This window comes from Allobosea sp. NPDC055332 (assembly GCF_053645455.1).
Genome location: NZ_JBSHMO010000006.1, coordinates 1 through 22925, shown reverse-complemented (window position 1 = coordinate 22925; position 22925 = coordinate 1). Strand labels below are relative to the sequence as shown.

Genomic DNA, 22925 nt, shown 5'->3' with positions numbered 1-22925 from the left:
ACGCTCGGGCCTCGTGCCGCTCGCCGGGACGCAGCGAGACGGCATATCGGAGCATGGGCATGTGACAGTTGCGCGCCAGCCGCGGGCGGAACGCGCCGGCGGCCTCGGTCACTCGACCTCGATCGTCATCCGCATCGCAGGATGGATGGCGCAGCGGACCTCGACCTTGCCGGCTTTCGGAAAGGCGACCCTGGTGCTGGCGCCCGGACGCTGCGCCTTGAGGTCGAAGCTGTTCGCCGGGCTCTCGGAGAAGACATTGTGCGTGCCGGTGTCGTCGTTGACGAAGACGATCTCGTCGCCGGCCTTGATCGTCAGCGTGCGCGGAGTGAACTGCTGGCCTTTCTGGGTGACCCGCAGCTCGGCCGCCTGAACCGACGAAACCACAGCGCCGGCGCAAGCCAGCGCAGCAGAGATTACGAGGAAGCGCTTCATTGGATATCGGCCTCCGGCTCGCCATTGGTTTGAGCTGATGTCGTGGGACCCGAGAGCGAGCGCATGAAGGCGACGAGGTCGCTCTTCTCCTGCGCACTCAGCCCGAGCGGGAACATGTCGGGCGACAGGCTGGGCCGACGCACGCCGCCGCGGTCATAGTGCTCGATCACGGCCTCGAGCGTGCCGATCGAGCCGTCGTGCATGTAGGGGGCGCGCTCGGCGACGCCGCGCAGGGTCGGCGTCTTGAAGGCGAAGGCGAGGCTTTCGATCTGCGGCTTGATCCGGCCGCGGCCGCGATCACCGGTGTCCTTCAGGCCGATGTCGCGGAAGCCCTCATCGGTGAAACGCCAGCTCGAATGGCAGGCGACGCAATTCGCCTTGCCATTGAAGAGCTTGAAGCCGCGCAGTTCCGCCGGAGTCAGCGCCCGCTCGTCGCCCTTGACCCAGCGGTCGAAGCGGGTCGGCGGCGAGCGCAGCGTGTTCATATAGCCTGCCAGCGCATCGGAGACCGTCTCGGGTGTCGGGCCGACATTGGGGTAGACGCGCTGGAAATCGGCCGAGAAATCGGCTGAGAAGGCGAGCCGCTGCACCATCGCATCGAGCGAGAGGCCCATGATGTCGGGCGAGGCGATCGGCCCGCTGACCATGCCGGCGAGCGAATCCTGCCGGCCGTCCCAGAGGAAGGCGCTGGCCCAGGCCATGTCGTAGAGCGTCTGCGAACGCCGTGACATCGGCCGGCCATTATCGGCGATCGGCTTCGCCTTGCGGTCGGCCCAGGCGGCGTTCGGCAGATGGCAGCTGACGCAGGCGATGCGGCGATTGCCCGATAATTCGGTGCTGTTGAAGAGTTTTTGGCCGAGCGCGACCACCGGTGCCGAGGCGCGCGCACCATCGGGCAATTCGACTGGCCGGCGATATTTGCCGCGCAGGCCGGCATTGTCGAGCGGACGCGCGGCGGCCCTGGCCTTCTGCTCGGCCTGCTCCGCCGTCAGAGACGCGCTGTCGCCATCGAGGCTCGCCGGGCTCTCGATCAGCGGCTCGATGGTCGAGCAGCCGGCGAGCAGTACCATCGCGACACCGGCCAGCAGTCGCCAGCCGCGCAGGCGCGGAGGCATTCCCCCCACCGCGGCGGCCGGTTGCACCGTCGATGTCTCGCTATGCCAGGCTGCCATAGGCCAGACCGTGTGCGCCGTAATACATCAGGAAGAAGAGCAGGAAGGCACCGATATAGGTCGCGGCCTGCTCCAGCCCGCCGATCCGGTAGGAACGGATGCCGCTCTGCACGGCGTGGTTGATCGTCGTGTTACCCTCGATCACGGCGACGCCGAGCGCGGCGATGATCATCAGATGGCCGACCGCATCGACCTTGCCGAAGTCGATGATGGCGGCGAGGAAGATGCCGAGGAGCATTGCGGCGACCAGGCGCTGGCTGAGCATGCCGAACAGGAGCAGGAAGGCGGCGACGAACTCTACGAAACCCGCCAGCATGACATAGATGTGATGGTTGATGCCGAGCGTGATGCGCTCGTGCTGGGCGAGCAGCGGCAGCGTCCAGGACGCATAGGCCCATTTCTCCACCGAGGCCCAGAGCAGCGTCTGCGCCATGGCGGCGTAGAGAATCGAGAGGGCGTAGGGCTTGAGCCGGGCCAGCTGAAGCGAATGGATGATCAGATAGGCGGCGATGCCGAGAAAGAGCGGATAGTCCATCAAATGGAAGCCGCCATATTGCGCGACCGCAAGGCCATAGAGCACGACGATCCCGAAGCCGGCGATGAAGGTCGTGCGCCACCAGATCGTGCAGAGGGCCAGGAAAAGCTGGAACCAGGAGACGGCCTGGCTGTCGGTCTTCAGCTCGGGCGTGAGCAGGATGCCGCCGAGCAGCCAGAGACAGAGCAGGAAGGCGCCGAGGCCGACGCGCATGATCCCGGGCGCGATCGCCTTGAGCGGCTCGAACAGGGCATCGACGGCATCTTCGACGCCGCCGGCGCTCATCGCGCGATCTGCGACGAAGACGGTCGCGATCAGGAGGATCGACAGCAAAAGGGCAATCATGAAAGGGATCGAGAACACCTCCCAGAGCGCGGCCGGCGGAACGGCGACATTGTAGGGCGCGAACCATTTGACATGCGCCTGTGCGGTCCCCGCCGAGGCGCAGAGGGCCGCCAGCGCAAACAAGACAGGCGCAGGCCGAACCGTTCGCCGCCGGAACCAGGCGCCTGCCGCTGGAGGAAAGGATCGCGTCAAAGCCCGGCCTTCGCGGAAACCTGGGCTTCGGCCGGCGTGCAGACGGCCTGGAAGGTCCAGTCGGCGCCGGCACGGCGCCTGAGTTCTTCGTCCGGCCACCAGGACATGACGTAAGCCAGCACCGAGACGATCTCCTGATCCGAAAGGGTGCTGCGGAAGGCCGGCATGGCGATGCGGCCATCGGCCGTGCGCGCCCCGGCCGCGACGCGGAAGAACAGGTCCGCATCGCTGTGATTGGATGCATGGCCGCTCTCGTTCAGCGCCGGTGCCGATTGCGGGTCGCTGCGCCATCCGGCCGCGCCACCGAGAAAGGCACCGTGACAGCTCGCGCAATTGGCACGGTAGAGCGCAAAGCCAGCCTCGCGTTCGGCATGGCTGGCAGGCTGGGCGATCCGAAACTCCTCGGGCCGAAGCGCTTGCCGCAACAGGAGCGAACCTGCCGCGAACAGGCAGACCATGCCGGCGAGAACGAGAATGGCTGGCAGGAAAGAAGAAGCGGGTGCCGCAGTCCCGTTCAGAAACAGCTTTGCGGCCGGAGAAGCCTCGGCCTCTCCGTTCAAGCGCGCAGGTGTCTCATCGCCCAGGACCTTCGTCACGGACGGTCTCTCGTCAGCGGCCAGGAAGTCACGCCGGCACATCTAGATTGGAAATCTGACAGTATTGTTTCAATATGCCGGCTAATTACTTGACTATACAATATTCCCTGTAACTTCGGCGCTGGTTCCGCAGCGTCTCCCTAATAGCGATTCCGTCATCGTCCTGTCGTCACCCGCATCGTGTTCTGTCGCGTCGACATGAGGGGGAACGATGGCGACGAGCACGCAGGTCAGATCGAAATTCGTCCAGATCGGCCTCTACAGCGCCGCGATCATCGCGGTGCTCGCGCTGCTCGCCTTGTTGATTCCATTCCTGCTACCGGCGCCCAAGCCCGCACAGCCGGTCGCGGCGCAGCCAGCTCCAGCGCCGGCCCCACGCCCCAGCCAGCTCGACCGGATCCGGGCGGCGCTGGCGGAGGAGATCAAGGCCGGCTCGATCACCGTCGACCCGTTCGGCAGCTGGATCGCGATCCGGGTCGGCAACCTCATCACCTTCGCCTCGGGACAAGCGACCGCCCTGCCCGGCTTCGTGCCGGTCGCGCGCCGTATCGCCGGCGTGATCGACGGCGAAAAGGGGCTGGTGCGCATCGTCGGGCATACCGACGACCAGGCCGTCACGGCCGGCGGCCCCTTCCGCGACAATCAGGCGCTCTCGGTCGCACGGGCCGAGGCCGTCGCAGCGCTGGTCCGGCCGGCGCTCCGCGAAGGCGGGCGTCTTGCGGTCGACGGGCGCGGCTCGGCCGAGGCGATCGCCGACAATGCCAGCATCGAGGGGCGCGCCCGCAACCGGCGCGTCGAGATCCTGATCACACGCGAACCCTGAGCAACGTCGTCAGCCTGTCGTCTACCCGCCCTAGCGTCACCTGCGAGCCACCAAGACAGCTTCATGCCGACGATCATCAAACCACGAAAGCTCGGCATCCTGACCAAGGTCGAGCGCCGCGGCAGCTCGGCGACGCTGGTCGTCTCGGCGCTGGGGCTGTTCTCGCTGCTCGAGCCCAGCGATTTCGAGCCCGACACTGCGCTCTGGCCGATGGCGATGGAGCAGATGCCGGCGGGCACGATCTTCGACGCGGCGATGCCCAAGCCCTGCGGCGAGGTCCTCGTCGCCGGCTTTGCCCGCGCTGCGGGGGGAGAACCGGTTCCGGCGCTTTCGCTCGACATTGCACTCGGCGCAGTCCGCAAGCGCCTCGCCGTGTTCGGCGATCGCGTCTGGCGCCAGACCGCGGGCGGGCCCGTCTTCGAGCCGCCCAAGCCCTTCGCCGAGATGCCGCTCGTTCCGGAGCGCTGCTTCGGCGGCCCCAGCCATCCGGTCAATCCACTCGGGCGGGGGATGGAAGCGGCCCGCCGCGTCGATGCCGGCGAGATCGTCCTGCTGCCCAATATCGAGCGCGCCGACCGTTTGATCCGCACGGCCGAGGACGCCCCCGAGCCAATACGCCTCGGCCCGATCGATCCGGCGCATCCGTCCCGCCGGGTGCTGGCCGGCACCTATGACGATCACTGGCTGAAGCACGGTTTTCCGGGGCTCGCCGCCGATGCCGATCCGCGCCTGTTCTGCGTCGCGACGCCGGATCAGCGCATCGAAGGCTATTTCTCCGGGCAGGAGCCTTACCGGCTCGCGGGCTTTTCGGCTGAGCATCCGGTGATCGAGGGCGCTTTGCCGGGCCTGCGCGTGCGCATCTTCATCGCGCGCAGCGACGGCCTCTTCGAACTGCCCAACGTGCTCGACACCGCCTGGCTCTTCCCCAGCGCCCATAAGGGCGTGCTGGTCTATCGCGGCGCCTGCCCCGTCGCCGATATCGACGGCGACGACGTGACCCATGTCATGCTCGCCTATGAGCGCCTCGCCGACGAGCCGCGTCCAGTCGAGCACTACGCCGAAGCCTTCCGGTTGCGCAGCGATCCGGCCGAGAAGCTGAAATACGCGCTCGCCGACGGCGCCCTCTCGCCCCTCCCCGATCCCGCCGCGCTGGAGCGGCGCCGGCTTGCCCGCATGGCCCATCACGAACGCCAGCGCGAGCGGACCGAGAAGGCTCAGCGACTCGTCCTGCGTGACGCGCTCGACAAGGCCGGCCTGCCCGCCGCTTTCATGCCGAACCTGCCGCCGGCCGAGCCGCCACCGGCCTGGATGCCCTCGCCGGAGGAGATCGCCAGCGGCGAGATCGATTTCGCCGCGCTGTTCGAAGGCACGCAGCAACTGCAGGCGCAGATGGACGAACACGGCCGCGAGCTGGAGGCAAAAGCCCATGCCATGGCGAACCGCGGCGAACGCTTCCGCCAGACCGGAGAGCTCGGCGAACTCGACGCCCTGCTCGCCGAGCTCGACCTGCCGGAGCAGCCCAGCCTCGCCGCGACAGCGCTGCCGCCGGACTTCAAGCTGCCGCCCAGCACGGTCGATCCGGAAGCTTCACTGCGCGAGGCGCTACAGCGCTTCCACAGCGGGCTTGGCACAGCGCTTCTTGCCCCCGCGCGCGACGGCCTCGCCGGAGCGCAGGCGGCCCAGCGCGACGATCTCGACCTGGAGGCGATGGCTGCCGACAAGGGGAAGCGATCGGCGATCCAGTTGCCTGCCGAAACAGAAGCGGCCGACGACAAGCTGAGACGCGCCTTCCCCGATCTGGCACCACCGGGGCAATCGCTCGACGACCTCCTCGGCACGCTGCTGGCGGGCGACATCCTGCCGGCCTCCACGGAACCAGCCGACCCGAAGGCGCAGCTCACGCGAGCCAGCGCGCAGCTCGACCAGCTCGAGCCGCAGCTCGGTGAAGCCATGGCGACGATGCGCCGCGTCGCCCCGCAGCCGATCCACCCGATCACGCCATTGCCGCCGGAAGCGGCGCTCCGCTTCGGCCAGGCAATCGCGGCTGAGAAGGCCAAGGGCCTCGCCGGCCGCGACATGGCCGGCGCCGACCTGTCCGGCCAGGATTTCAGCGGCCTCGACCTGAGCGGCGCCTTCTTCGAGCAATGCGATCTCAGCGGCGCGCGCTTCCTCGGCGCCAATTGCACCGGTGCGGTCTTCGCCGGCGCCGATCTGCGCGGGGCCGATTTCTCGCAGGCCAATCTGCTGGAGGCCAATTTCGGAACGGCTGACGCCCGCGGCGCCCGCTTTACCGGAGCCGACTTACGCCGGGCACAATGGCTGAAGAGCCAGGTCGCGCAATGCGACTTCGCCGGCGCGCAGCTGGAGCAGGCCAACTTCATCGAGACCGATCTATCGGACGTCTCCTTCGCCGGCGCCCGGCTCGACCGGGTCACGATCCTGCGTTCGGACATGGCGCGGGTCGTCCTGGCCGATGCGGTCATGGAGAGCTGCGCGCTGGTCGAGGTCAAAGCGGTGGGGCTCGACGCCCGCAGGCTCAAGGCCTTCAAACTCTCTGCGGTGAAGCTGGAGGCGCCGGGCGCCGATTTCTCCGGGGCGCATCTGCAGCAAAGCGGCTTCCATGCCGGCTGCGATCTCACCGGTGCGCGCTTCGACGGTGCCGTCGGCATGAACGGCTCCTTCCGGGGCGCCCGGCTGATCCGCGCCAGCTTCGCGCGGGCGAGCTTCAACCGGGTCGATTTCGGCGAGGCCGATCTCAGCGAGGCCGACCTCGCCCTCGCCTCGCTGAAGCAGGCCTCGCTCGGCAAGGCGATCCTGCTGCGGGCGGACCTCTTCGGCGCCAATCTGTTCAACGCCCAGGCGCGCCGCGCCCATCTCGACGGTGCGCGGCTGCTGCGGGCCAATCTCTATGGTTGCGATCTCTCGGATGCCTCGCTCGTCGGCGCCGACCTGACGCAGGCCCTGCTCGACAAGACCCTGTTCGGGATGCCCGCCGATGCGCCGTGAGGATTTGCTTGAGCGCGTCGAGCTCGGCCTGCCGATCGAGGGCGCTTCCTTCGCCGGGGCGGATTTCAGTGGCGTAGTTCTGGATGGCGCGATCCTGATCGGCTGCGACTTCTCCGGTGCCCGATTTCGCGAGGCGCGGCTGAAGCGATGCCAGCTCGTCCAGTGCCGTTTCGAGCGGGCGGATTTCAGCGGCGCGGACTTCGACACGGTGCAATGGCCCCGCTCCGGCCTGACCGCCTCATCCTTCGCCCGTGCGGCGCTGCGCGATTGCCAGTTCGCCGAAGCCGACGCGACCGAGGCCGATTTCACCGGCGCGAAACTGGTCGGCACGAGCTTCGCGCGGGTTGATCTCTCCCGAGCCTGTTTCGCCGGGGCCGAACTGACGACGGTCGCGCTGATCGAATGCCCCCTTTCGAGCGTCGATCTGTCGGATGCGACGATCCGCGGCCTGACGCTGGTCAAGGGCGATCTGCGAACCGCCATCCTCGATGGCACCGACATCGATACGATGTTCGCCATGGAGGCGGATCTGTCGCAGCGTGACCTGCGCAAGGTCAGGCTGTCGCGGATCAATCTGATGAAGGCGCGCCTTGCCGGCTGCAATCTTCAAGGCGTCGATCTCTCGCAGAGCCTGTTCCTCGAAGCCGATCTCTCGGGTGCGGATTTCTCCGGGGCGAAGCTGCCGATGGCGCTGATGGTCGGCGCCGACCTCACCGCGGCGAAACTGGTCGGAGCCGATCTCGCCAGCGCAAATTTCAGCGAGGCGAAGCTCGCCGGCGCCGACCTCTCCGATGCGCGGCTGAGCAACGCCCTGTTCGAACGCGCCGACTGCGCCGCGGCCCGCTTCGAGCGCGCCTTGCTCGACCATGCGCAGTTTCCCTATGCCCGGCTCGACGGCGCGTCCTTCATCGCGGCGCGCTTCCATCGCACCAGTCTTCATGCCGTCTCGGCCGAAGGCACGCTGTTCCAGCATGCGACGGGCTCGACCCTTCCGACCGATCCACAGCGTGCCGTGGCCGATCTCTACGATCCGGCGCGCGTCGCGGCCCTGGCCTGAGGAGGCACGCGATGGTCTTCGTCAACTCCTCCGGGCCGATCCCGGCCGTCGACTTCGCCTTTCCCGACGTCTGCCTGACGCCGGCCGTCGTGCCGATCCCGGTGCCCTACCCGAACCTCGCGCTCGCACCGACGGCGATCCCGACGCAGCTCACCACCTTCCTGACCTGCATGCCGGCCCACAACCTCCTGACCGCCAAGCCGATGAGCCTCGGCGACCAGCCCGGCGTCCTGCTCGGCGTCGCCTCGGGCTTCGTCATGGGGCCGGTGAAGCACGCAATGGGCTCGGTGACGATGTTCCTCGGCGGCCCGCCGGCCACGAAGATGCTCAACCCGACCATGCAGAACGGCATGAGCCCGAACATCGTCGGCGTCACGCTCGCCCCCAGCCAGGTCACCACGATCTGCCTGTCCTGAGACAACGGCCGCATTTCTGATCGCACGGGAGAGCACCGATGATGCCCGCCGCAACCACCTCGACCCCGACCTCCGGCCTCATGCCGGCGTTGCGCCCGGCGACGGTGGTCGCCCGCACCGGCGACCAGCTGCTTCTCCGCAGCGAGACTGGCGAGGCTTCGGCCAGCGTTGCCCTCTCCTGCCCGCTTGCGCCGGAGATCGGCGACGAGGTCCTGGCCTGGGCTGGCGGCGAAGGCTGGCACATCCTCGCCGTGCTGGGCCGGAGCCTACAGCCGGAACGGCGTATTCGTCCGAACGGCCTGGAAGGCGCGATCGACGGCGAGACGAAGCCGTTGCCGCCGGTGCCGCATTACGAGGATGCCTCGGTCACCGAAGGCGAGGCCGCGGCCGGCCGGCCCTATACCCGCATCGACGTGCCGCTGAAGCCCGACGAATTCGGCAGCGGCACCTATCTGCGCCTCGGCGCCTATGTCGAGGGCGAGGAGGGCTCGATGATGCCCGATCTCTCGCTGTCCAAGAGCACCGCCTCGAACACGACCAAGACCGAACCGAGCCCGGACCTGTCGCTGACCGCGCTGCTCAGCGGCAAGAACCCCTTCGTCACCATGGCCGAGACCGCCAACGAGGCCAAAGCGGGCGACGCGACCAATGCCGATGGCAGCGTCAAGCAGGGCTATCTGAAGCGTGGCGACAAGTTCGTGAAGAACAAGGCCGGCCAGATGGAGCTGCTGACCATCTCGACCAAGGCCAAGACGACGACCTCCTCCGGCGACGGCTTCCTCGGCAAGACCGATTCCGACGTCAACCTCTCCGTCGGCGGCGGCATGCTGGTCGACATCGTCAAGGGCCAGACCACCAACGTCTCGGACGGCGACATCAAATTCACCGCACCGGCCGGCGTCTTCGCCGTGAACGCGCTCTCCGGCGTCTCGATCACCGCCGGCACGCCCGACGCGCCGGCCAACATCTCCCTGCTCGCCTATGGCTATGTGAAGAACGAGGCCAAGGGGCCGCTCTCGGAATGGCTCTACTCGACCTCCGAGAAGAAGACCTACGGCACCGCCAAGGAGTGGTTCTACGGCGAGAAGTACACGGAATTCCACGGTTACGAGGAGAAGAAGTTCTTCGGCGTGTCGACCAGCTATTTCCTCGGCGACCAGATCTCGACCAACCTCGCCGCGCGCATCAACATGACGCTGGCGGCGACGCTGACGCTCGCGCTCGGCGTGGAGTTTCGTCTCAACGCTGCGATCGATCTCAAGATCAATCTCGCCATCGACATGAACATCATCATCGGCGTCGCCTTCAAGGGCGTCATCGGCTTCGACACGAAGGCAGTGCTCGGTTCGGACTTCAAATATGTCAATGGCATGGATTTCAAATGGGTCGGCGTCGATGGCAAGAAATTCGGCCTGGAAGTGAAGAATGCCGACATGACCGCCTATCTCAAAGCGGTCTCGGTGGGAGCAAAGACAGTTCACGTCAACAAAGCCGACACCAAAGTTGAAGTTGGTTTCCTTTTCAGATCATGAGTCAATCTTTGCACAGCCTCTTCACGACGGCCGAAGCGTCAGCAGGCGCGAACTCCGCGCCTTTCCGCGAGGCGGATCGGCTGAACTCTGCGCGCGTGCTCGCTATCACCGGCGAACGCTGCCTGGTGCACGACGAGACGGGAACGCGCGAGGCCTCACGTGCCGTCTCCTGCCTGATCCAGCCGCAGCCCGAGGACGAAGTGCTCATCGTCACCTCTGGCCGGCGTGTCTTCATCCTCGCGGTCCTGACCCGCGCCGGGCTCGGCGACGCGACGCTTACCCTACCGGACCGAGCCGCGAGCCTTGCCATCGCGGCGCCGAGCATCGCGCTCAACGCCACGGCCCGGCTCGGGCTTGAAGCGCCGGAAGTGGCCGTGACCAGCCGGCGCTTTCATCTGGTCACGGACGTGCTGACTCAGATCTCGCGACTGGCGTCCGTCGTGGGCGAAGCCCTGACCACCGTGGTCGGGCGGCAGTCGACCGTGGCGCAGCGCATCGAGGTGACGTCGCAGGAGCGCAACACCGCGATCGCCGGCATCGACAGCGAGCGCATCGGCACGCATCTCTCGCAGACCGAGCTCACCACGGTCAGCGCCACTGTCGAGACGCATCTGGCGCGCGACGATATCCGCCTCGACGCCAAGCGCGTGACGATCGGATGAGCGCGCTGGCAGCAGCCACCAGCCATGCGACCAGAGTACGGGCCGGGCTGAAGCGCCTCTCCGAAGGCAAGGCCGCCGAGGCCGAGGCGATCCTGCGCGAAGCGCTTGCAACCGGGGCCGACGATCCCTGGGTTCTGAACGGGCTCGGCGGCGTCGCCTTGCTGCGGCGCGACACGGCGGCAGCGGAAAGACTGATCGGTGCCGCCGCGAGATTATTGCCGGGCGAGCCCGAGATCCTCGCCAATCTCGCGGCCCTGCACACCGAATGCGGTCGCCTCGACGACGCCGAGACCTGCCTCGACGAGGCGGTCCGCCTCGCCCCCCGCCATGCCGGCATCAGGGAACGCCGGGCCGAGCTCCTCCTGGCGCGGCGGCACCCCTCGCAGGCAGCCGCCGAGGCCCAGCAGGCGCTGGAATGCGATCCCGAGCGGCCGCGCGCCTGGCTGCTGCGCGGGCTTTGCGCACTCGCCGCCTCGGACCGGCCGCTCGCCATCGCCTGCTTCGACGAGGCCGTCGCCCTCGACGAGGCCTGCATCGAGGCCTGGCACAATCTCGCCGAAGCCCATGCCTCGCTGGGCGACGAGGCCATCGCAATCGACTGCGCCGAGCGGGCCTATCTCTGCGCGCCGTCTGATCCGGTCCATATCGTCACCCTGGCGCGGCTCCTTGCCGCCCGCGATCCCGGCCGTTCGGGTGATCTGATCCGGCGTGCGCTCGCCCTCGCACCGGGCTTCCTGCCGGCGCTGGAACTGCAGGCGCTGACCGCGACGGATGATGCGACGGTCCGGCAGGCCTTTGCCGCGCTGGCCGCGGCGGCGCGCGAGGGGGCACAGAGCGGCCCCGCCTTGCTCACTCTGGCGCGGGCTCTGGCCGGCGCAGGGCGTTTCCCGGAGGCACTGCTGGCGAGCGAGCGGGTGGCGGCGATGCAGCTTCCCGAGGCCCGCCCGCTCCGGCATGCTTGCCTGTTCGCGCTCGGACGTTTCGACGAAGCCTATGGCGACCTTCCGGAGCCGAGCCCGGGGATCGACGCGGTGATAATCCCGCCCGACATGCCGCTTGGCGAGGTCGTCTTCGCTCTGCGCCTGCTGCCGGCGCTGACAGCGCGAGCCGGCCGGGACCTGCCGCTGCTGGCGCCGGCCGCCCTGCATCCGTTCCTGGCACCGCTCGCGCCCGTCCTCCCGCATGAGGAAGGCACGGGCGTCTCGCAGCCGCTCGTTCTCGCCGAAGCGATGGCGCATCTGCGCGCCGATGCGGCCATGCTCGCCATGGCAGCGCCCTACATCACAGTCGAGCTCGGCCGCGCCCGGCTCTGGCGGGATGCGGTCGCCGCATTGCCCGGCCCGCGCATCGGTGTCGTCTGGTCGACCCACCTCCCCGGAATGGGGCTGGAGGACGTCCTGGCCGTCGCCAGGCCGTTCGGCACAGTGGTGAGTCTGGCGATGGGCGCGGTGCGGGACGAGCTCGCTCGTGCGCCCGATGTCATCGATGCCGGCCATCGGATCGCCGGCCCTGAAGACCTTGCCGCCGCCATCGCCGCACTCGACCTGGTGCTGGCGCCGGATTGCCTTGCCCTGCATCTTGCCGGCGCGCTCGGCCGGCCGGGCATCGCGCTGCTGCCGCGCGCGCCGCACTGGATCTGGCAGGAAGAAGCGGGACGGGCGCGATTCTATCCGTCGCTGACGCCCTACCAGGCGAAACCAAAGTCCGATTCGGCCGCCTCCCGCGCGGACCTCGAGCAGCTCCTGCGCCTGCGTCTCGCCGCCGAAGCGGAAGCATGACATCGGGAGCTCGCCCGCCAGCCGAGCAGGTGCAGCTGACACTCGATCTCGCCTACGCCTTCGATCGGCCGGCGCATCATCTCGATATCGAGCTTCGGGTGCGGCCCTTGCTCGCCGCCGGGGCCGGTCTCCCGCCCATCCGCCTCGCCAGCGAGCCGGACGCCCGCTTCGAGCCGCCGGAAATCGATGCGAACGGCGTCGCCGTCGACAGGCTGAAGCTCGCCGGACCGGTCTCCCGCCTGCGCCTCAATGCCAGCTTCGATCATCGCGTCGATCCTGAGGCGGCCTTGCCTGCTCTTACTCCGACTGCAGCGGATCTCGCGCTGGAAGGACTGGCGGATGTGACAGGTTCCACGCCCTGGCCGCAGGTCCTCGTCCGTCTCCGCGACAGCTGGCGCTACAGCGATGACCCACGCGACCAGCCACAGACTCTGCGGGAGATCGCGCAGCGACGCACAGGCTCCTGCGAAGCGATCGCGCGGCTGGCAGTCGAGATCATCCGCGCTCGGGGCCTGCCGGCCCGCTTCGTCGGCGGCTATCGCCTGGCCGGGCTGCACGACGATGCGCGCCCGGTTCGCCGCCATGCCTGGCTCGCGATCTGGGAGGGCGCGCGCTGGCGCATGCTTGACCCGCTCGCTCAGTCTGGAACGGGACATTGCCTGGTCCCGACGGCATTCGCCAGCCGCCTTCCAGACATCGCGACCATCCGAGGCAGCTTCAAGGGCGCCTGTGCGGCCAGGCTGACCGTCTCGGCCCATGCCAGGCGACATGTCGTTGAGCTAGATTGAATGGCGGAGACGGAGGGATTCGAACCCTCGATACCCTTGTGGGGTATGCTCATTTAGCAAACGAGTGCCTTCAGCCTCTCGGCCACGTCTCCGTTGGAAGGCTCTATGCCCGATCGCGACCCGCTTTGACAAGCCGTCCGGACGCGCGATCGACAGGCATGGGGCAAATCGCCCCGATCAGGCCGCTTCAGTGGCCGCCGGCGCGGTCGATACGCTCGATCCAGGCCATCGCCTCGTCGAGCGTGGCGAAGACCGGGCCCGGCATTGCCGCATCCTCCGCCTCGTTCAGGCCGAAGCGGATGCCGTAGCCGTCCGCTTCCCGCCGAATCGCGATCAGGGATGGCTTGGCGAGCGACTGCGTGGCGGGTTCGGCGATTGGCATGGACAAGTCCCGTTCGATCGCCGGAGAAAACGGCCCCGCGCCTGAACGGTTCCCGAACGGCGCGTTCAGGAGAACGGAAAGCCTATCGCGATCCGCAACGAAAAAGGGCCCGCAGCACGCCGCAGGCCCCTTCCCTCCGTCCTGGACCGTGTTCGTCAATCGGCGGCGACGATCTTGCCGGCTTCCCACTTGTACATGGAGAAGCTCGGCGAGCTCAGATCGCCGGTCTTGCCATAGGTCAGCGTACCGATCGCGGTCTTGACCTCGAGACCGGCCTTCAGCGCCTTGGCGACCGCATCGGCCTTGGCGTCCTTGCCGACCTTCTCGATGCCGGCCTTCAGCACCTCGACGGCGGCATAGGCGTTGAGCGTGAAGGCTTCCGGCGGAATGCCCTTCTCCTTCAGCACGGCCACGGCCTCGGCCGAAGCCGGGTTCTTCAGCGCGTCGGTGGCGTTGGTGAAGAGCGTGCCGGCCGCGGTGTCGCCGCCGATCGCCCAGAGCTCGGTGTTGGAGAGCCCCTCGCCGCCGATGATCGTCGCCTTGACGCCGGCATCGTGCAGCTGGCGGGCGAGCAGGCCGCCCTCGGGATGGTAGCCGCCGAAATAGATCACCTCGGCGCCGCCCGACTTCAGCCGGGTGATCACCGCCGCCAGATCCTTGTCGCCCGGGTTCACAGTGAGATAGGCGACCTCGGTGATGCCGCCGGCATTGATGCCCTTCTTGAAGGAATCGGCGAGGCCTTTGCCATAGGTGCCCTTGTCGTGGACGACCGCGACCTTCTTGCCCTTCAGGTTCTTCAGGACATAGGCGGCAGCGACTTCAGCCTGCTGGTCGTCGCGGCCGCAGGTGCGGAAGACGTTGGAAAGGCCGCGGCTGGTCAGAGCCGGCGAGGTCGCGGTCGGCGTCACCATCAGCACGCCGCTCTCGGCGAAGACGTCGGAGGCCGCCATGGCGACACCCGAGGTCACCGGGCCGACGACGAAGCGGACCTTGTCGCCGACCAGGAGGTTGGCGGCCGAGACGCCCTGCTTCGGGTCGCCGGCATCGTCGGCGAGCTTCAGGATGACCTTCTCGCCCCCGATGCCGCCCTTCTTGTTGATCGCGTCGACGGCGGCCTGGGCGCCGTTCTTGACCTGGTCGCCATAGGCCGCGACCGGGCCGGTCAGCGGCGCGAGCAGGCCGATGGTGATGTCGGCGCGCGCCGGCGCTCCTGCGAGCACTGCCGTGGCGAAGGCCGCTCCCATCAGGAATCGGGCTTTGATCGTCATGTGCGTTTCCTCTCTAGCCGTGCAATCTTTGCGTGCGACCCGACCCATGGATCGCCTGCGACCTGTATAGGCCAGTGCGAGGCGGCGCGGCACTGCGTGGCGCGTTTCTGAGCAGATGCAAAAATGCATGGCAGACATGGCGACGCCGCTCAGAGCTGCCAGAGCGCCTGCGCGAACTGGACCGCACCCGCTCCGAGCATCAGGCCGCCGGCGGCGCAGGCGACGCGCCCGCCGGCCGGCGCGAGTCGCTCTGCCGTGATCGCCGCCGCGACGACGGCCATGCCACGCAGATCCATCACGCCGCCGACGAGCAGCAGCACTGTCAGCCCGCTGCAGGAGGCGCAGCAGGCGAGGCCGAGCCGCAGCCCCTGCCCCATTGCGGCCGCCGCGCCGATGCCCTGCGCAGCCGAAACGGAGCAATGGCCGAGCAGCCCCAGCTTCCAGCGCGAAGCCTGGAAGAAGCCGGCCGCACTCACAAGGGGCCCGGCGGCGATGGGCACGATGCGGGCCAGTTGCGGCCAGCCCAGCGCAGCCTCCAGCAGGAGAGCACCACCGGCAAAAACCGCCAGGCCGAGCACGGACCAGACCAGGAGATAGCCAAGGCCGGCGATCGCGGCGAACAGGCCCGGGCGGGCCTCACCGGCTTCGGCAGCGCTATCGCGAAGCCGCCAGAGCACAGGCGCAAGCGAGGGCAGCATCATTGCCGTCGTCATCGCGGCCCACATCCCGGTGAACGCTCCGGCAGCGGCCGGCCACGAACCGCCGCAGAGCGGCGTCCAGGCGGTCGACATCGACCAGCCGCCGGCCATCGGCACCTCGCCCATCTCGGCCATGGCGAGGCAGATCGCGACGGTCGCAGCCGTGCTGGCGATGAACAGGAGGATGCAGACCGCGAGGAAGACGCGGCCCGCATCGGCGGCGAAGACGCCGGACATCATGTCCGGCGCCCCGCGATCAGTCTGTGTGCCCGGGGGCTCAGGCACAGCATGATTGCGCCGTCGCGGCTGCCGATGCGGGATAGGCGTCGCGCAGGCGCCACCAGGGCCCGGTGGGCTCGTTGCGCCCCTTCGGCGCACGGTCGAGCCAAGGATACATGCTCCAGATCGCGTCCATGCCGCGGGCATAGCTGGAATAGGTGTGGTAGATCGCGCCATCCTCGCGGATGAAGGCGCTCATTCCCGGCCGCTCGCGCATATAGCCTGAAGGCGTCGTGCCGCTCTGCACGGCGAGCCCGGAGACGACACCGTTGCTGGCCCAGTCGATCTGCGGCTCGCGCTGGAAATTGTAGTCGACCGCGCCCTGCCGCTCCTGCTCCTCGGTGTACGAGGCGCTGAAATCGAAGTTGAAATCGCCTGTCGCCGAGGAGGCCCAGGGGAAGCTCCAGCCCATGCGCCGCTTGAAGGCGACGAGTTTGTCGAGCGAGGCTAGCGACACCGCGGTCAGCGTCACGTCATGGTTCGCGAGATGGACATAGATGCCGTTGAAGCCGTCGGCGATCAGCGAGCAGGACGGGCAGCCGGCGGAAAAATCCGGGCCGAACATGAAGTGATAGATCAGGAGCTGCGAACGCCCGGCGAAGAGATCGCCGAGCCTGACCTCGCCCGCCTCGGTGACGAAGCGATAGTCCTTGTCGACCCTGACCCAGGGCAGGGCCTGGCGCTGCAGCGCCACGGCATCGCCCTGCTTGGTCAGTGCCTTTTCGGCCGCGAGCAGGTCGAGTCTCGCTTTTAGCCAGTCTTCGCGGGTTCCGATGGTGTGAGCCGTCATCATGCTTGCTCCTGTCGTCGGTTGACATTCGCCGCCTGCCGTTTCGCGATGCGGCGCCGGGAACAGGGGTAGGCCTCGGGCGGTTTGGAGCGGGAGTGACAAGTTTGGCGGGATTTCGGGCTAGAGCGGGATGCGAAAAAGTGGGAACCGGTTTTTCGCGGGGATCCCGCTCTAAACTTTTGGAATCGATCACGTTTATGATTTTGGATCGTTTCGATCCAAAATCATCGTGATCTAAGGCATGGATTCGCTGATCACGGCGGCCGGACGGGCCCTGGCGGCGGGCGATCCGTTCGGGGCGCTCAATCGCGTCGCGCTGCGCGAGGATGCGCCGGCGCTGGCGCTGCGCGGCATCGCCATGGCGCAGCTCGGCGATCTCGCCAGGGCGAAGCTTCTGCTCAAGCGCGCCGGCCAGAGCTTCGGCGCCAAGGAACCGGTGGCGCGGGCGCGCTGCGCCCTCGCCGAGGCCGAGATCGCCCTGGTCTCGCGCGATCTCTCCTGGCCCGCCAAGGCGCTCGATGCGGCGCGTGCGGTGCTCGAAGCCCATGGCGACCGCCTCAACGCCGCCCATGCCCGCACCATCGAGGTGCGCCGATTGCTGCTGATCGGCCGGCTCGGCGAGGCCGAGCGCATGCTGGCCGGTTTCGACGAGACCCCTCTGCCGCCGGCACTGGAGGCGGCGCGCGCGCTCGCGACAGGCGGCATCGCCTTGCGCCGGCTGCAGGCGGAACCGGCCCGCGCGGCATTCGCGCGGGCGGCGGAGGCGGCCCAGCGGGCTCGCATCCCGGCGCTCGCCGCCGAGGTCGAAGCGGCGGCGCGCGTATTGGAGGCCCCGGCGGCGCGGTTGATTGTCCGGGGCCAAGAACGCCCGCTGATGCTGGGCGAGGTCGCGGCGCTGCTCGCGTCGGGCAGCTTCGTCGTCGACGCCTGCCGCAATGTGGTGCGCGAGGCGGGCATTGCCGTCCCGCTGGCGACTCGCCCGGTCCTGTTCGCACTCGCCCGCACGCTCGCCGAAACCTGGCCCGGGGATGTCTCACGTGAGGTGCTGCTGGCGCGCGCCTGCGGGGCGAAGGAAGCCGACGAGTCGCATCGCGCCCGTCTGCGGGTCGAGATCGGGCGTTTGCGCGCCGAACTGCATGGGATCGCCGAGGTCAACGCGACGAAACGCGGCTTCGCCCTGAAGCCGCATCGCGCTCGCGAAGTCGCGGTCCTGGCGCAGCCGCTGGAGGAGGCTCATGCCGACGTGCTGGCGCTGCTCGCCGATGGCGAGGCCTGGTCGAGCTCGGCGCTGGCGCTGGCGCTCGGCACCAGCCAGCGCAACATGCAGCGCGCGCTCGAGGCGCTGGCCGCAGCCGGCAAGATCCAGTCCTTCGGCAAGGCGCGAGCGCGGCGCTGGCTGACGCCGCCAGTGCCGGGTTTCCCGACAGCCTTGTTACTCCCGGCCCCGTTGCCGGATGGCTAGACCCTGTGGCGGTCCAACCGAACAGAGGAGATCATCTCATGACCAGGACAGCCACGATCATCCGCGAATACGGCCCCTTCCCCGGCATCGAGGCCGTGCACGGCGTCAGCTATGACGGCAGGAACGTCTGGTTCGCCTCGGGCGACAGGCTCAATGCGCTCGATCCCGAGAGCGGCGAGACGACCCGCAGCCTCGACATCCCCGCCCATGCCGGCACCGCCTTCGACGGCAAGCACCTCTACCAGATCGCCGAGGACCGCATCCAGAAGATCGATCCGGACAGCGGAAAAGTGCTCTCGACCATTCCCGCACCGGCCGGCGGCGGCGATTCCGGCCTCGCCTGGGCGGAAGGCACGCTCTGGGTCGGCCATTACCGCGAGCGCCAGATCCACCAGATCGATCCCGAGAGCGGCAAGGTGCTGCGCACCCTGCAGTCGAACCGCTTCGTCACCGGCGTGACCTGGAGCGATGGCGAGCTCTGGCACGCGACCTGGGAGAACGACGAGAGCGAGATCCGCCGGGTCGACCCTGAGAGCGGCGAGGTGCTCGACGCCATGCGCATGCCGGAAGGCACCTTCGTCGCCGGCATGGAGGCGGGCGGCGACCGCTTCTATTGCGGTGGTGGCGGCAAGAACGGCGTGGTCAGGGCAGTCGCCCGGCGCGGGTGAAGACAGCGGAACTCCGGGACGCGCCGACCGAGCGCCAGCCCACCGGCTTGCGAAAGCCGGAACCGATCAGGCCGGGCCGGAGCGATCCGATCCGGCCTTCGCTTCTGGAGAGAGCTCGATCGGCTTCTTTCCCAGCAATCGCAAGGTCAGGTTCCGCCCGGCGCGCAAGGCGGGATACAGCAGCCTGGCCAGGCGCGGGCTCCTGAACAGCGCCGCCGTGAGCGCGTTGAAGGCGTCGCTCCGGGTACTCATCAGGGCGAGCCGGTTGAGGACATCGCCACCGAAATAGGTGGCGCCGTCCAGATGCAGGATCATGCCCTGATTGATGTCGCGCCCCGCCTGCGCATGCATCCTGACCAGGTCGGGATGCTCGCGGGCGTCGCGCATGGCGATCGGCCCGGCCGCCTCCCGCAGCCGCGTATAGGCGACATAGTTCGAGCAGAACGGGCAATCGCCGTCATAGAGCAGGTAGTTGTCGGGCTCGCTCATCGATGCGTCTGAAAATTCTCGGGGCCGGCATAGGTCTCCACGATCCCAAGTACGGGGTCGGTCACTTCGATCAGCGTGTAGACGAAGACCGTCGGCTCGTGCGTGTTGCTCAGATAGAACTTGGAGTCGATCCACTCCCCGGGCAATGGCTGGGCCGGCACCTCCTTCGGCTCCTCGCGCACATTCTTCCGCGCCAGGATGCGGAAGGACGGGTTCAGGAAGCCGTGGGGCCGCAGGCTGACGACATAGCGCTGGCTCGCCTCGTCCCAGTTCAGCGCCGATCCGATGGTCCGGAAGCCCTTGGCATCTTCGACCGACAGCAACCCGGAATGGAGGTCGACCAGGGGCAGAGCCGGGCGCGGGACCGGAGGAACGGCGACGATCTGCCGGTAGGTCCTGATCTCGCCCAGTCCCTGGAGCAGTCTCGTGCCGCTCTGGAGGCCGACGTCACGCTCGCCATACCGGGTCCGGATCGAGGCATGAACCGCCCGCATCTGCGCCTCGCCCGGCTCGGCCCGCATGATGGCGTCGAGGATGTCGCTGTGATGCCAGGCGAATGCGAGAGGCCGGGTCGACCCGGTTTCGGTGAGCTCGACCCAGCCGCGATAAAGCGGGAAGTAGCCGGGAACGTCATAGGGCGGGATGTCCCGGTTCTCGCTGTAGAAGGCCATCGAGGAGAACGGGAAGTTCAGGTGCTTTTCGCCGAGGCTGAACACGATATTGGCGGTGTAGTAGCCGAAGAACACCGCTGCGAACGCATAGACGACGGCCCGATAGGCGCGGCTCAGCCGGATGGCTTGCGGCGCGAGGCGGGGAATCCAGAGCGTGCGGACGAGCGGCGGCAGGGATCGATCGGCCGGCAGCGCCGGCATTTTCCTGCGGATGACGCCCCAGAGCCACTCCCAGTCGATCGACAGGAGGCAGAGCGGCACCCAGAACGGATGCCAGAAGCTGAACAGATGCGTCAGCCCCATGATCTCCATGAAGAAGAAGAGCCCGCCGAGGATCGCGCGGGCGACGGGCCGGCGGACGAGCAGGATCGCGAAGATCGTCGTGCCCTGCGCGGCGAGCTGCAGCAGGCCGCCGGTCTTGTAGATCCAGGGGTTGCTCATGAACCATTCGGCGGCCGCGGGTGGATCGAAGCGGCCATGCCCCCAGGAGATCGCCAGCGAGTTCCTGAGATTGTCGGAGAGCGCCCACCAGATGCCGTTGCCGTTGCGCATCTTCTGGAAGAAGGCGCCCCACATGAACATGTGCGTCGCCAGCTCGGCAAACAGCACCGGCCACCAATAGCGGCCATCGTGCTTGGGCACCGGGTCCGCCATCCCGGCCAGGCGGCGCAGGAGATCGTCGACGGACAGCCGGTCACCGCTGCGCCCGAACATGAAGATCAAGGCGGCCAGAAGCTGGACGTTGAGGGCGTGCGACCAGAACGGCCCGAACGACACCATGAGGGAGGCATAGAGCGTCGTGATCAGTGCCGCCGCGATCGTCGACAGCCGCGAGAACAGCCCGACGAACATCATCGCGATCGCGACGTAGCCGGCCTTCTGCAGCCCGATCACGAAATCCTGCGACGGAGGGCCGCCGAGGACATGGCTGAGAATCTTGACGAGCCCCTTCGGCACCCAGCCCCAGGCCGCGAGCGATTTGAGATAGTAGTCCCAATTGTCCGCGGTGCCGGCGTGATGGAGAGAATACCAGAGCGATACGGCCAGCAGCATGCGCGCGATGGCGGCGTTGTAAGCACCGCCCCGCAGGAAAATGAACCGACCGAATGAAGGCAGGACGAGGCGCGGCTGCACGACGGCCCAAAGCTTGAACAGCAATACTATTCCTTTAAGATATTGTTTTTGCTAGTAAATTTTAACAATACCTCTCATCTGTGCATTGCTGACGACAGCCAAGCCGAGCGACGCGGCGAAAGTTTGGCCGCGGCCGGCGGCGACGACCGGCCAGGCCGTGTGAGCCAGATCGGCTCCGGCACAAAAACGATTGCTCCCTCGCAAAACGCCTCAGCGCACGACGCGCCCGCGCAGCCGCGCCCCGTTCGGCAGGCGGCAGAAGCAGGCCGCACCGGCCCGAGCCCGGCTGGGCGCAGCACAGTTTCGGCGCGGCGTCCGGCAATAGGCCGCGAGCGTGCTGCGCAGGGAGGGATCTTCATCCGCCCCGTAGCGCGGCATGTAGATCGGGTTCGACGAGCGCGGCGCCGAACGCGGCGTGCCGCCGTAGTCGACCGGCGGGCCGGCGCCGGGAATGCCACCAGCCCCCGGCGCATGCAGCCTGATATCGGGCGTATTGTCGAAGATCGAGGGCGGCCCCAGACCCTGGCGCGGCCCACCTGGCGTCAGCGGCGCATTGCCGGGCGTGCCGATCTGGGCGAGCGCCGGATGGGCAAGCAGCAATACCGCCAGCGCCGGCATTGCCCATTTCCAGGACGTCATCATCTCTCGCCTCCCTCCCGGCTGCTTCGTCAAGCAGTAATCCCATCGGATTAGTTCGAGCGACCTAAAGCTTTCACTCGAATAGAATAAAATCAAGCCAATACCGCATGCTATTGCTTAACCTGTCGGATTGGCCCAGCTCCGAAGTCAAAGCAGGCCTTCCCGAAATACATCTTTTTGCGCTGGGCGGCCACCAGACCTCCCGGGCGGGAGGCACGTCATGCGATACCTGCAGAGCAAGATCTTTATTGCGGGACTTCTCGCGACCACGTCGACCTTTGCTTATGCCCAAGGGGCAGGCTCATGGCCGGAGTACCACGAGGGTTTCGCGATCGACGGCAGCCCGACACCGAGGCCTCACGGAGCCTGCGAACGCAAGCTCATCCGAGACAAATGGCTGTGGGAATGCGATCCGGCCGCGCGCAGCAACCCGTTCCGCCAAAGCGTAGCGTCGGGAGCAGGACCGACCCTGGCAGATGCCGGTGGGGTGCAATACTACAACGCCACATCCCCGAACGGCCGCAGAACGCGCGCGCCAAGCCGGGATTGCATCATCGTGCAATATGACCGCGACCTGTTGTGGACGTGCCCGCCACGGACCACCGCGTCGATCGGCACGCCGGCACCCGCGCCTCAGGGCGCCAACGCCGGCAATGTCCAATACTACAGCGCCGTTGCCGCCAATGGCCGGCGCACGCGCGCTCCCAATGCCGCCTGCACCCTGATTCAGCAGGGCGGCAGCCCGTACTGGATGTGCCCGCCATTGACGACGGGAGCGCTGTCTTCCGGAGGGCCGAGCAGCGATTCGAATTCCGGCGGCAATGGCCGCAACGGAAATGACGGCTCGGCCGGCGGTGGAGATGGAAACTCCGGCAGCGGCGGATCGGGAAGCGGTTCGGCAAGCAACGGAAGCGGCGGCGGTAGCGGCGGCAGCGGCGGCGGTAGCGGCGGTAGCGGCGGCGGCAGCGGCGGCAGCGGCGGCGGCAGTGGCGGTAGCGGCGGCAGCGGCGGCGGTAGCGGCGGTAGCGGCGGCGGCAGCGGCGGCGGCGGCGGCGGCGGCAGTGGCGGTAGCGGCGGCGGCGGCGGTGGCAGTGGCGGCGGCAGCGGCGGC

General features: G+C 67.9%; 21 protein-coding genes, 1 tRNA gene and 1 pseudogene. 11 read left to right on the top strand and 12 right to left on the bottom strand.

The genetic code is table 11. The features are described from left to right. Positions 1-108 precede the first annotated feature (108 nt). From ACWIGM_RS28940 to ACWIGM_RS28925, 4 genes are all read right to left on the bottom strand, one after another. Positions 109-432 (bottom strand): cupredoxin domain-containing protein, encoded by a 324-nt coding sequence (locus ACWIGM_RS28940; RefSeq protein ID WP_454029442.1) that lies wholly within the window; start codon positions 430-432, stop codon positions 109-111. Further along, on the bottom strand, positions 429-1547 hold the full coding sequence (locus ACWIGM_RS28935) for a cytochrome-c peroxidase (protein WP_454029441.1): 1119 nt from the start codon (positions 1545-1547) through the stop codon (positions 429-431). Before ACWIGM_RS28935 ends, ACWIGM_RS28940 begins: the two co-directional genes overlap by 4 nt. 40 nt (positions 1548-1587) lie before the next feature. Continuing rightward, a complete protein-coding gene (locus tag ACWIGM_RS28930; RefSeq protein WP_454029440.1) occupies positions 1588-2484 on the bottom strand; it encodes a hypothetical protein in 897 nt (298 codons plus the stop codon). Between the two features lie 188 nt (positions 2485-2672). Further along, on the bottom strand, positions 2673-3272 hold the full coding sequence (locus ACWIGM_RS28925; protein WP_454029439.1) for a c-type cytochrome: 600 nt from the start codon (positions 3270-3272) through the stop codon (positions 2673-2675). Between the two features lie 211 nt (positions 3273-3483). Here ACWIGM_RS28925 and ACWIGM_RS28920 point away from each other — a divergent pair, with 211 nt between their 5' ends. From ACWIGM_RS28920 to ACWIGM_RS28885, 8 genes are all read left to right on the top strand, one after another. Beyond that, entirely contained in the window at positions 3484-4095 is a 612-nt protein-coding gene (locus ACWIGM_RS28920) for an OmpA family protein (protein ID WP_454029438.1), read from the top strand. Positions 4096-4158: 63 nt separating this feature from the next. Further along, a complete protein-coding gene (locus ACWIGM_RS28915) occupies positions 4159-7101 on the top strand; it encodes a DUF2169 family type VI secretion system accessory protein (protein WP_454029437.1) in 2943 nt (980 codons plus the stop codon). Continuing rightward, positions 7091-8158, top strand: coding sequence for a pentapeptide repeat-containing protein (locus ACWIGM_RS28910; RefSeq protein ID WP_454029436.1), 1068 nt, complete (start codon positions 7091-7093; stop codon positions 8156-8158). The genes ACWIGM_RS28915 and ACWIGM_RS28910 overlap by 11 nt, the downstream gene beginning before the upstream one ends. Positions 8159-8169: 11 nt before the next feature. Continuing rightward, positions 8170-8574 (top strand): DUF4150 domain-containing protein, encoded by a 405-nt coding sequence (locus ACWIGM_RS28905; RefSeq protein ID WP_454029435.1) that lies wholly within the window; start codon positions 8170-8172, stop codon positions 8572-8574. A 38-nt stretch (positions 8575-8612) separates the two neighbouring features. Further along, a complete protein-coding gene (locus tag ACWIGM_RS28900) occupies positions 8613-10106 on the top strand; it encodes a DUF3540 domain-containing protein (protein WP_454029434.1) in 1494 nt (497 codons plus the stop codon). 95 nt (positions 10107-10201) lie between these two features. Then, entirely contained in the window at positions 10202-10768 is a 567-nt protein-coding gene (locus ACWIGM_RS28895; RefSeq protein ID WP_454029433.1) for a DUF3540 domain-containing protein, read from the top strand. Next, positions 10765-12546 (top strand): tetratricopeptide repeat protein, encoded by a 1782-nt coding sequence (locus ACWIGM_RS28890; RefSeq protein ID WP_454029432.1) that lies wholly within the window; start codon positions 10765-10767, stop codon positions 12544-12546. Before ACWIGM_RS28895 ends, ACWIGM_RS28890 begins: the two co-directional genes overlap by 4 nt. Further along, a complete protein-coding gene (locus ACWIGM_RS28885; protein WP_454029431.1) occupies positions 12543-13334 on the top strand; it encodes a transglutaminase-like domain-containing protein in 792 nt (263 codons plus the stop codon). The genes ACWIGM_RS28890 and ACWIGM_RS28885 overlap by 4 nt, the downstream gene beginning before the upstream one ends. Position 13335: 1 nt before the next feature. Here ACWIGM_RS28885 and ACWIGM_RS28880 read toward each other — a convergent pair. The 5 genes from ACWIGM_RS28880 to ACWIGM_RS28860 form a co-directional block, all read right to left on the bottom strand. After that, positions 13336-13426 (bottom strand) — tRNA-Ser (locus tag ACWIGM_RS28880). Between the two features lie 95 nt (positions 13427-13521). Continuing rightward, a complete protein-coding gene (locus tag ACWIGM_RS28875) occupies positions 13522-13716 on the bottom strand; it encodes a hypothetical protein (RefSeq protein WP_454029430.1) in 195 nt (64 codons plus the stop codon). A 155-nt stretch (positions 13717-13871) separates the two neighbouring features. Then, positions 13872-14984 (bottom strand): branched-chain amino acid ABC transporter substrate-binding protein, encoded by a 1113-nt coding sequence (locus ACWIGM_RS28870; RefSeq protein WP_454029429.1) that lies wholly within the window; start codon positions 14982-14984, stop codon positions 13872-13874. A 149-nt stretch (positions 14985-15133) separates the two neighbouring features. Beyond that, complete coding sequence (locus ACWIGM_RS28865) at positions 15134-15922, bottom strand: DUF2182 domain-containing protein (protein ID WP_454029428.1); 789 nt, start codon at positions 15920-15922, stop codon at positions 15134-15136. A 37-nt stretch (positions 15923-15959) separates the two neighbouring features. Then, positions 15960-16751: a DUF899 domain-containing protein gene (locus ACWIGM_RS28860; protein WP_454029427.1), complete on the bottom strand. Its 792-nt coding sequence runs from the start codon at positions 16749-16751 to the stop codon at positions 15960-15962. 241 nt (positions 16752-16992) lie between these two features. Between ACWIGM_RS28860 and ACWIGM_RS28855 the strand changes: the two genes are divergently transcribed. Both ACWIGM_RS28855 and ACWIGM_RS28850 read left to right on the top strand, forming a co-directional pair. Continuing rightward, entirely contained in the window at positions 16993-18213 is a 1221-nt protein-coding gene (locus ACWIGM_RS28855; protein ID WP_454029426.1) for a helix-turn-helix domain-containing protein, read from the top strand. Between the two features lie 38 nt (positions 18214-18251). Next, positions 18252-18881 carry a Vgb family protein gene (locus ACWIGM_RS28850; RefSeq protein ID WP_454029425.1) on the top strand — a complete coding sequence of 210 codons (630 nt, stop codon included), beginning with the start codon at positions 18252-18254 and terminating at the stop codon, positions 18879-18881. Positions 18882-18947: 66 nt separating this feature from the next. On the opposite strand, the gene ACWIGM_RS28845 is transcribed toward ACWIGM_RS28850, so the two are convergent. From ACWIGM_RS28845 to ACWIGM_RS28835, 3 genes are all read right to left on the bottom strand, one after another. Continuing rightward, entirely contained in the window at positions 18948-19370 is a 423-nt protein-coding gene (locus ACWIGM_RS28845) for a DCC1-like thiol-disulfide oxidoreductase family protein (RefSeq protein WP_454029424.1), read from the bottom strand. Continuing rightward, positions 19367-21199 carry a hypothetical protein gene (locus ACWIGM_RS28840; RefSeq protein ID WP_454029423.1) on the bottom strand — a complete coding sequence of 611 codons (1833 nt, stop codon included), beginning with the start codon at positions 21197-21199 and terminating at the stop codon, positions 19367-19369. Before ACWIGM_RS28840 ends, ACWIGM_RS28845 begins: the two co-directional genes overlap by 4 nt. A gap of 186 nt (positions 21200-21385) precedes the next feature. Continuing rightward, positions 21386-21817, bottom strand: a complete 432-nt coding sequence (locus ACWIGM_RS28835; protein WP_454029422.1) for a hypothetical protein — start codon at positions 21815-21817, stop codon at positions 21386-21388. Between the two features lie 217 nt (positions 21818-22034). On the opposite strand from ACWIGM_RS28835, the pseudogene ACWIGM_RS28830 reads away from it, so the two are divergent. Then, positions 22035-22925 (top strand): annotated as a pseudogene (locus ACWIGM_RS28830) (hypothetical protein); the annotation flags it as partial.

Coding starts and splice junctions, on each gene's coding strand:
- ACWIGM_RS28850 (WP_454029425.1), top strand. CDS start 18,252: ATGACCAGGACAGCCACGATCATCCGCGAATACGGCCCCTTCCCCGGC.
- ACWIGM_RS28920 (WP_454029438.1), top strand. CDS start 3,484: ATGGCGACGAGCACGCAGGTCAGATCGAAATTCGTCCAGATCGGCCTC.
- ACWIGM_RS28935 (WP_454029441.1), bottom strand. CDS start 1,547: ATGCCTCCGCGCCTGCGCGGCTGGCGACTGCTGGCCGGTGTCGCGATG.
- ACWIGM_RS28915 (WP_454029437.1), top strand. CDS start 4,159: ATGCCGACGATCATCAAACCACGAAAGCTCGGCATCCTGACCAAGGTC.
- ACWIGM_RS28835 (WP_454029422.1), bottom strand. CDS start 21,817: ATGATGACGTCCTGGAAATGGGCAATGCCGGCGCTGGCGGTATTGCTG.
- ACWIGM_RS28900 (WP_454029434.1), top strand. CDS start 8,613: ATGATGCCCGCCGCAACCACCTCGACCCCGACCTCCGGCCTCATGCCG.
- ACWIGM_RS28890 (WP_454029432.1), top strand. CDS start 10,765: ATGAGCGCGCTGGCAGCAGCCACCAGCCATGCGACCAGAGTACGGGCC.
- ACWIGM_RS28855 (WP_454029426.1), top strand. CDS start 16,993: ATGGATTCGCTGATCACGGCGGCCGGACGGGCCCTGGCGGCGGGCGAT.
- ACWIGM_RS28870 (WP_454029429.1), bottom strand. CDS start 14,984: ATGACGATCAAAGCCCGATTCCTGATGGGAGCGGCCTTCGCCACGGCA.
- ACWIGM_RS28910 (WP_454029436.1), top strand. CDS start 7,091: ATGCGCCGTGAGGATTTGCTTGAGCGCGTCGAGCTCGGCCTGCCGATC.
- ACWIGM_RS28845 (WP_454029424.1), bottom strand. CDS start 19,370: ATGAGCGAGCCCGACAACTACCTGCTCTATGACGGCGATTGCCCGTTC.
- ACWIGM_RS28865 (WP_454029428.1), bottom strand. CDS start 15,922: ATGATGTCCGGCGTCTTCGCCGCCGATGCGGGCCGCGTCTTCCTCGCG.
- ACWIGM_RS28905 (WP_454029435.1), top strand. CDS start 8,170: ATGGTCTTCGTCAACTCCTCCGGGCCGATCCCGGCCGTCGACTTCGCC.
- ACWIGM_RS28860 (WP_454029427.1), bottom strand. CDS start 16,751: ATGACGGCTCACACCATCGGAACCCGCGAAGACTGGCTAAAAGCGAGA.
- ACWIGM_RS28940 (WP_454029442.1), bottom strand. CDS start 432: ATGAAGCGCTTCCTCGTAATCTCTGCTGCGCTGGCTTGCGCCGGCGCT.
- ACWIGM_RS28930 (WP_454029440.1), bottom strand. CDS start 2,484: ATGATTGCCCTTTTGCTGTCGATCCTCCTGATCGCGACCGTCTTCGTC.
- ACWIGM_RS28885 (WP_454029431.1), top strand. CDS start 12,543: ATGACATCGGGAGCTCGCCCGCCAGCCGAGCAGGTGCAGCTGACACTC.
- ACWIGM_RS28875 (WP_454029430.1), bottom strand. CDS start 13,716: ATGCCAATCGCCGAACCCGCCACGCAGTCGCTCGCCAAGCCATCCCTG.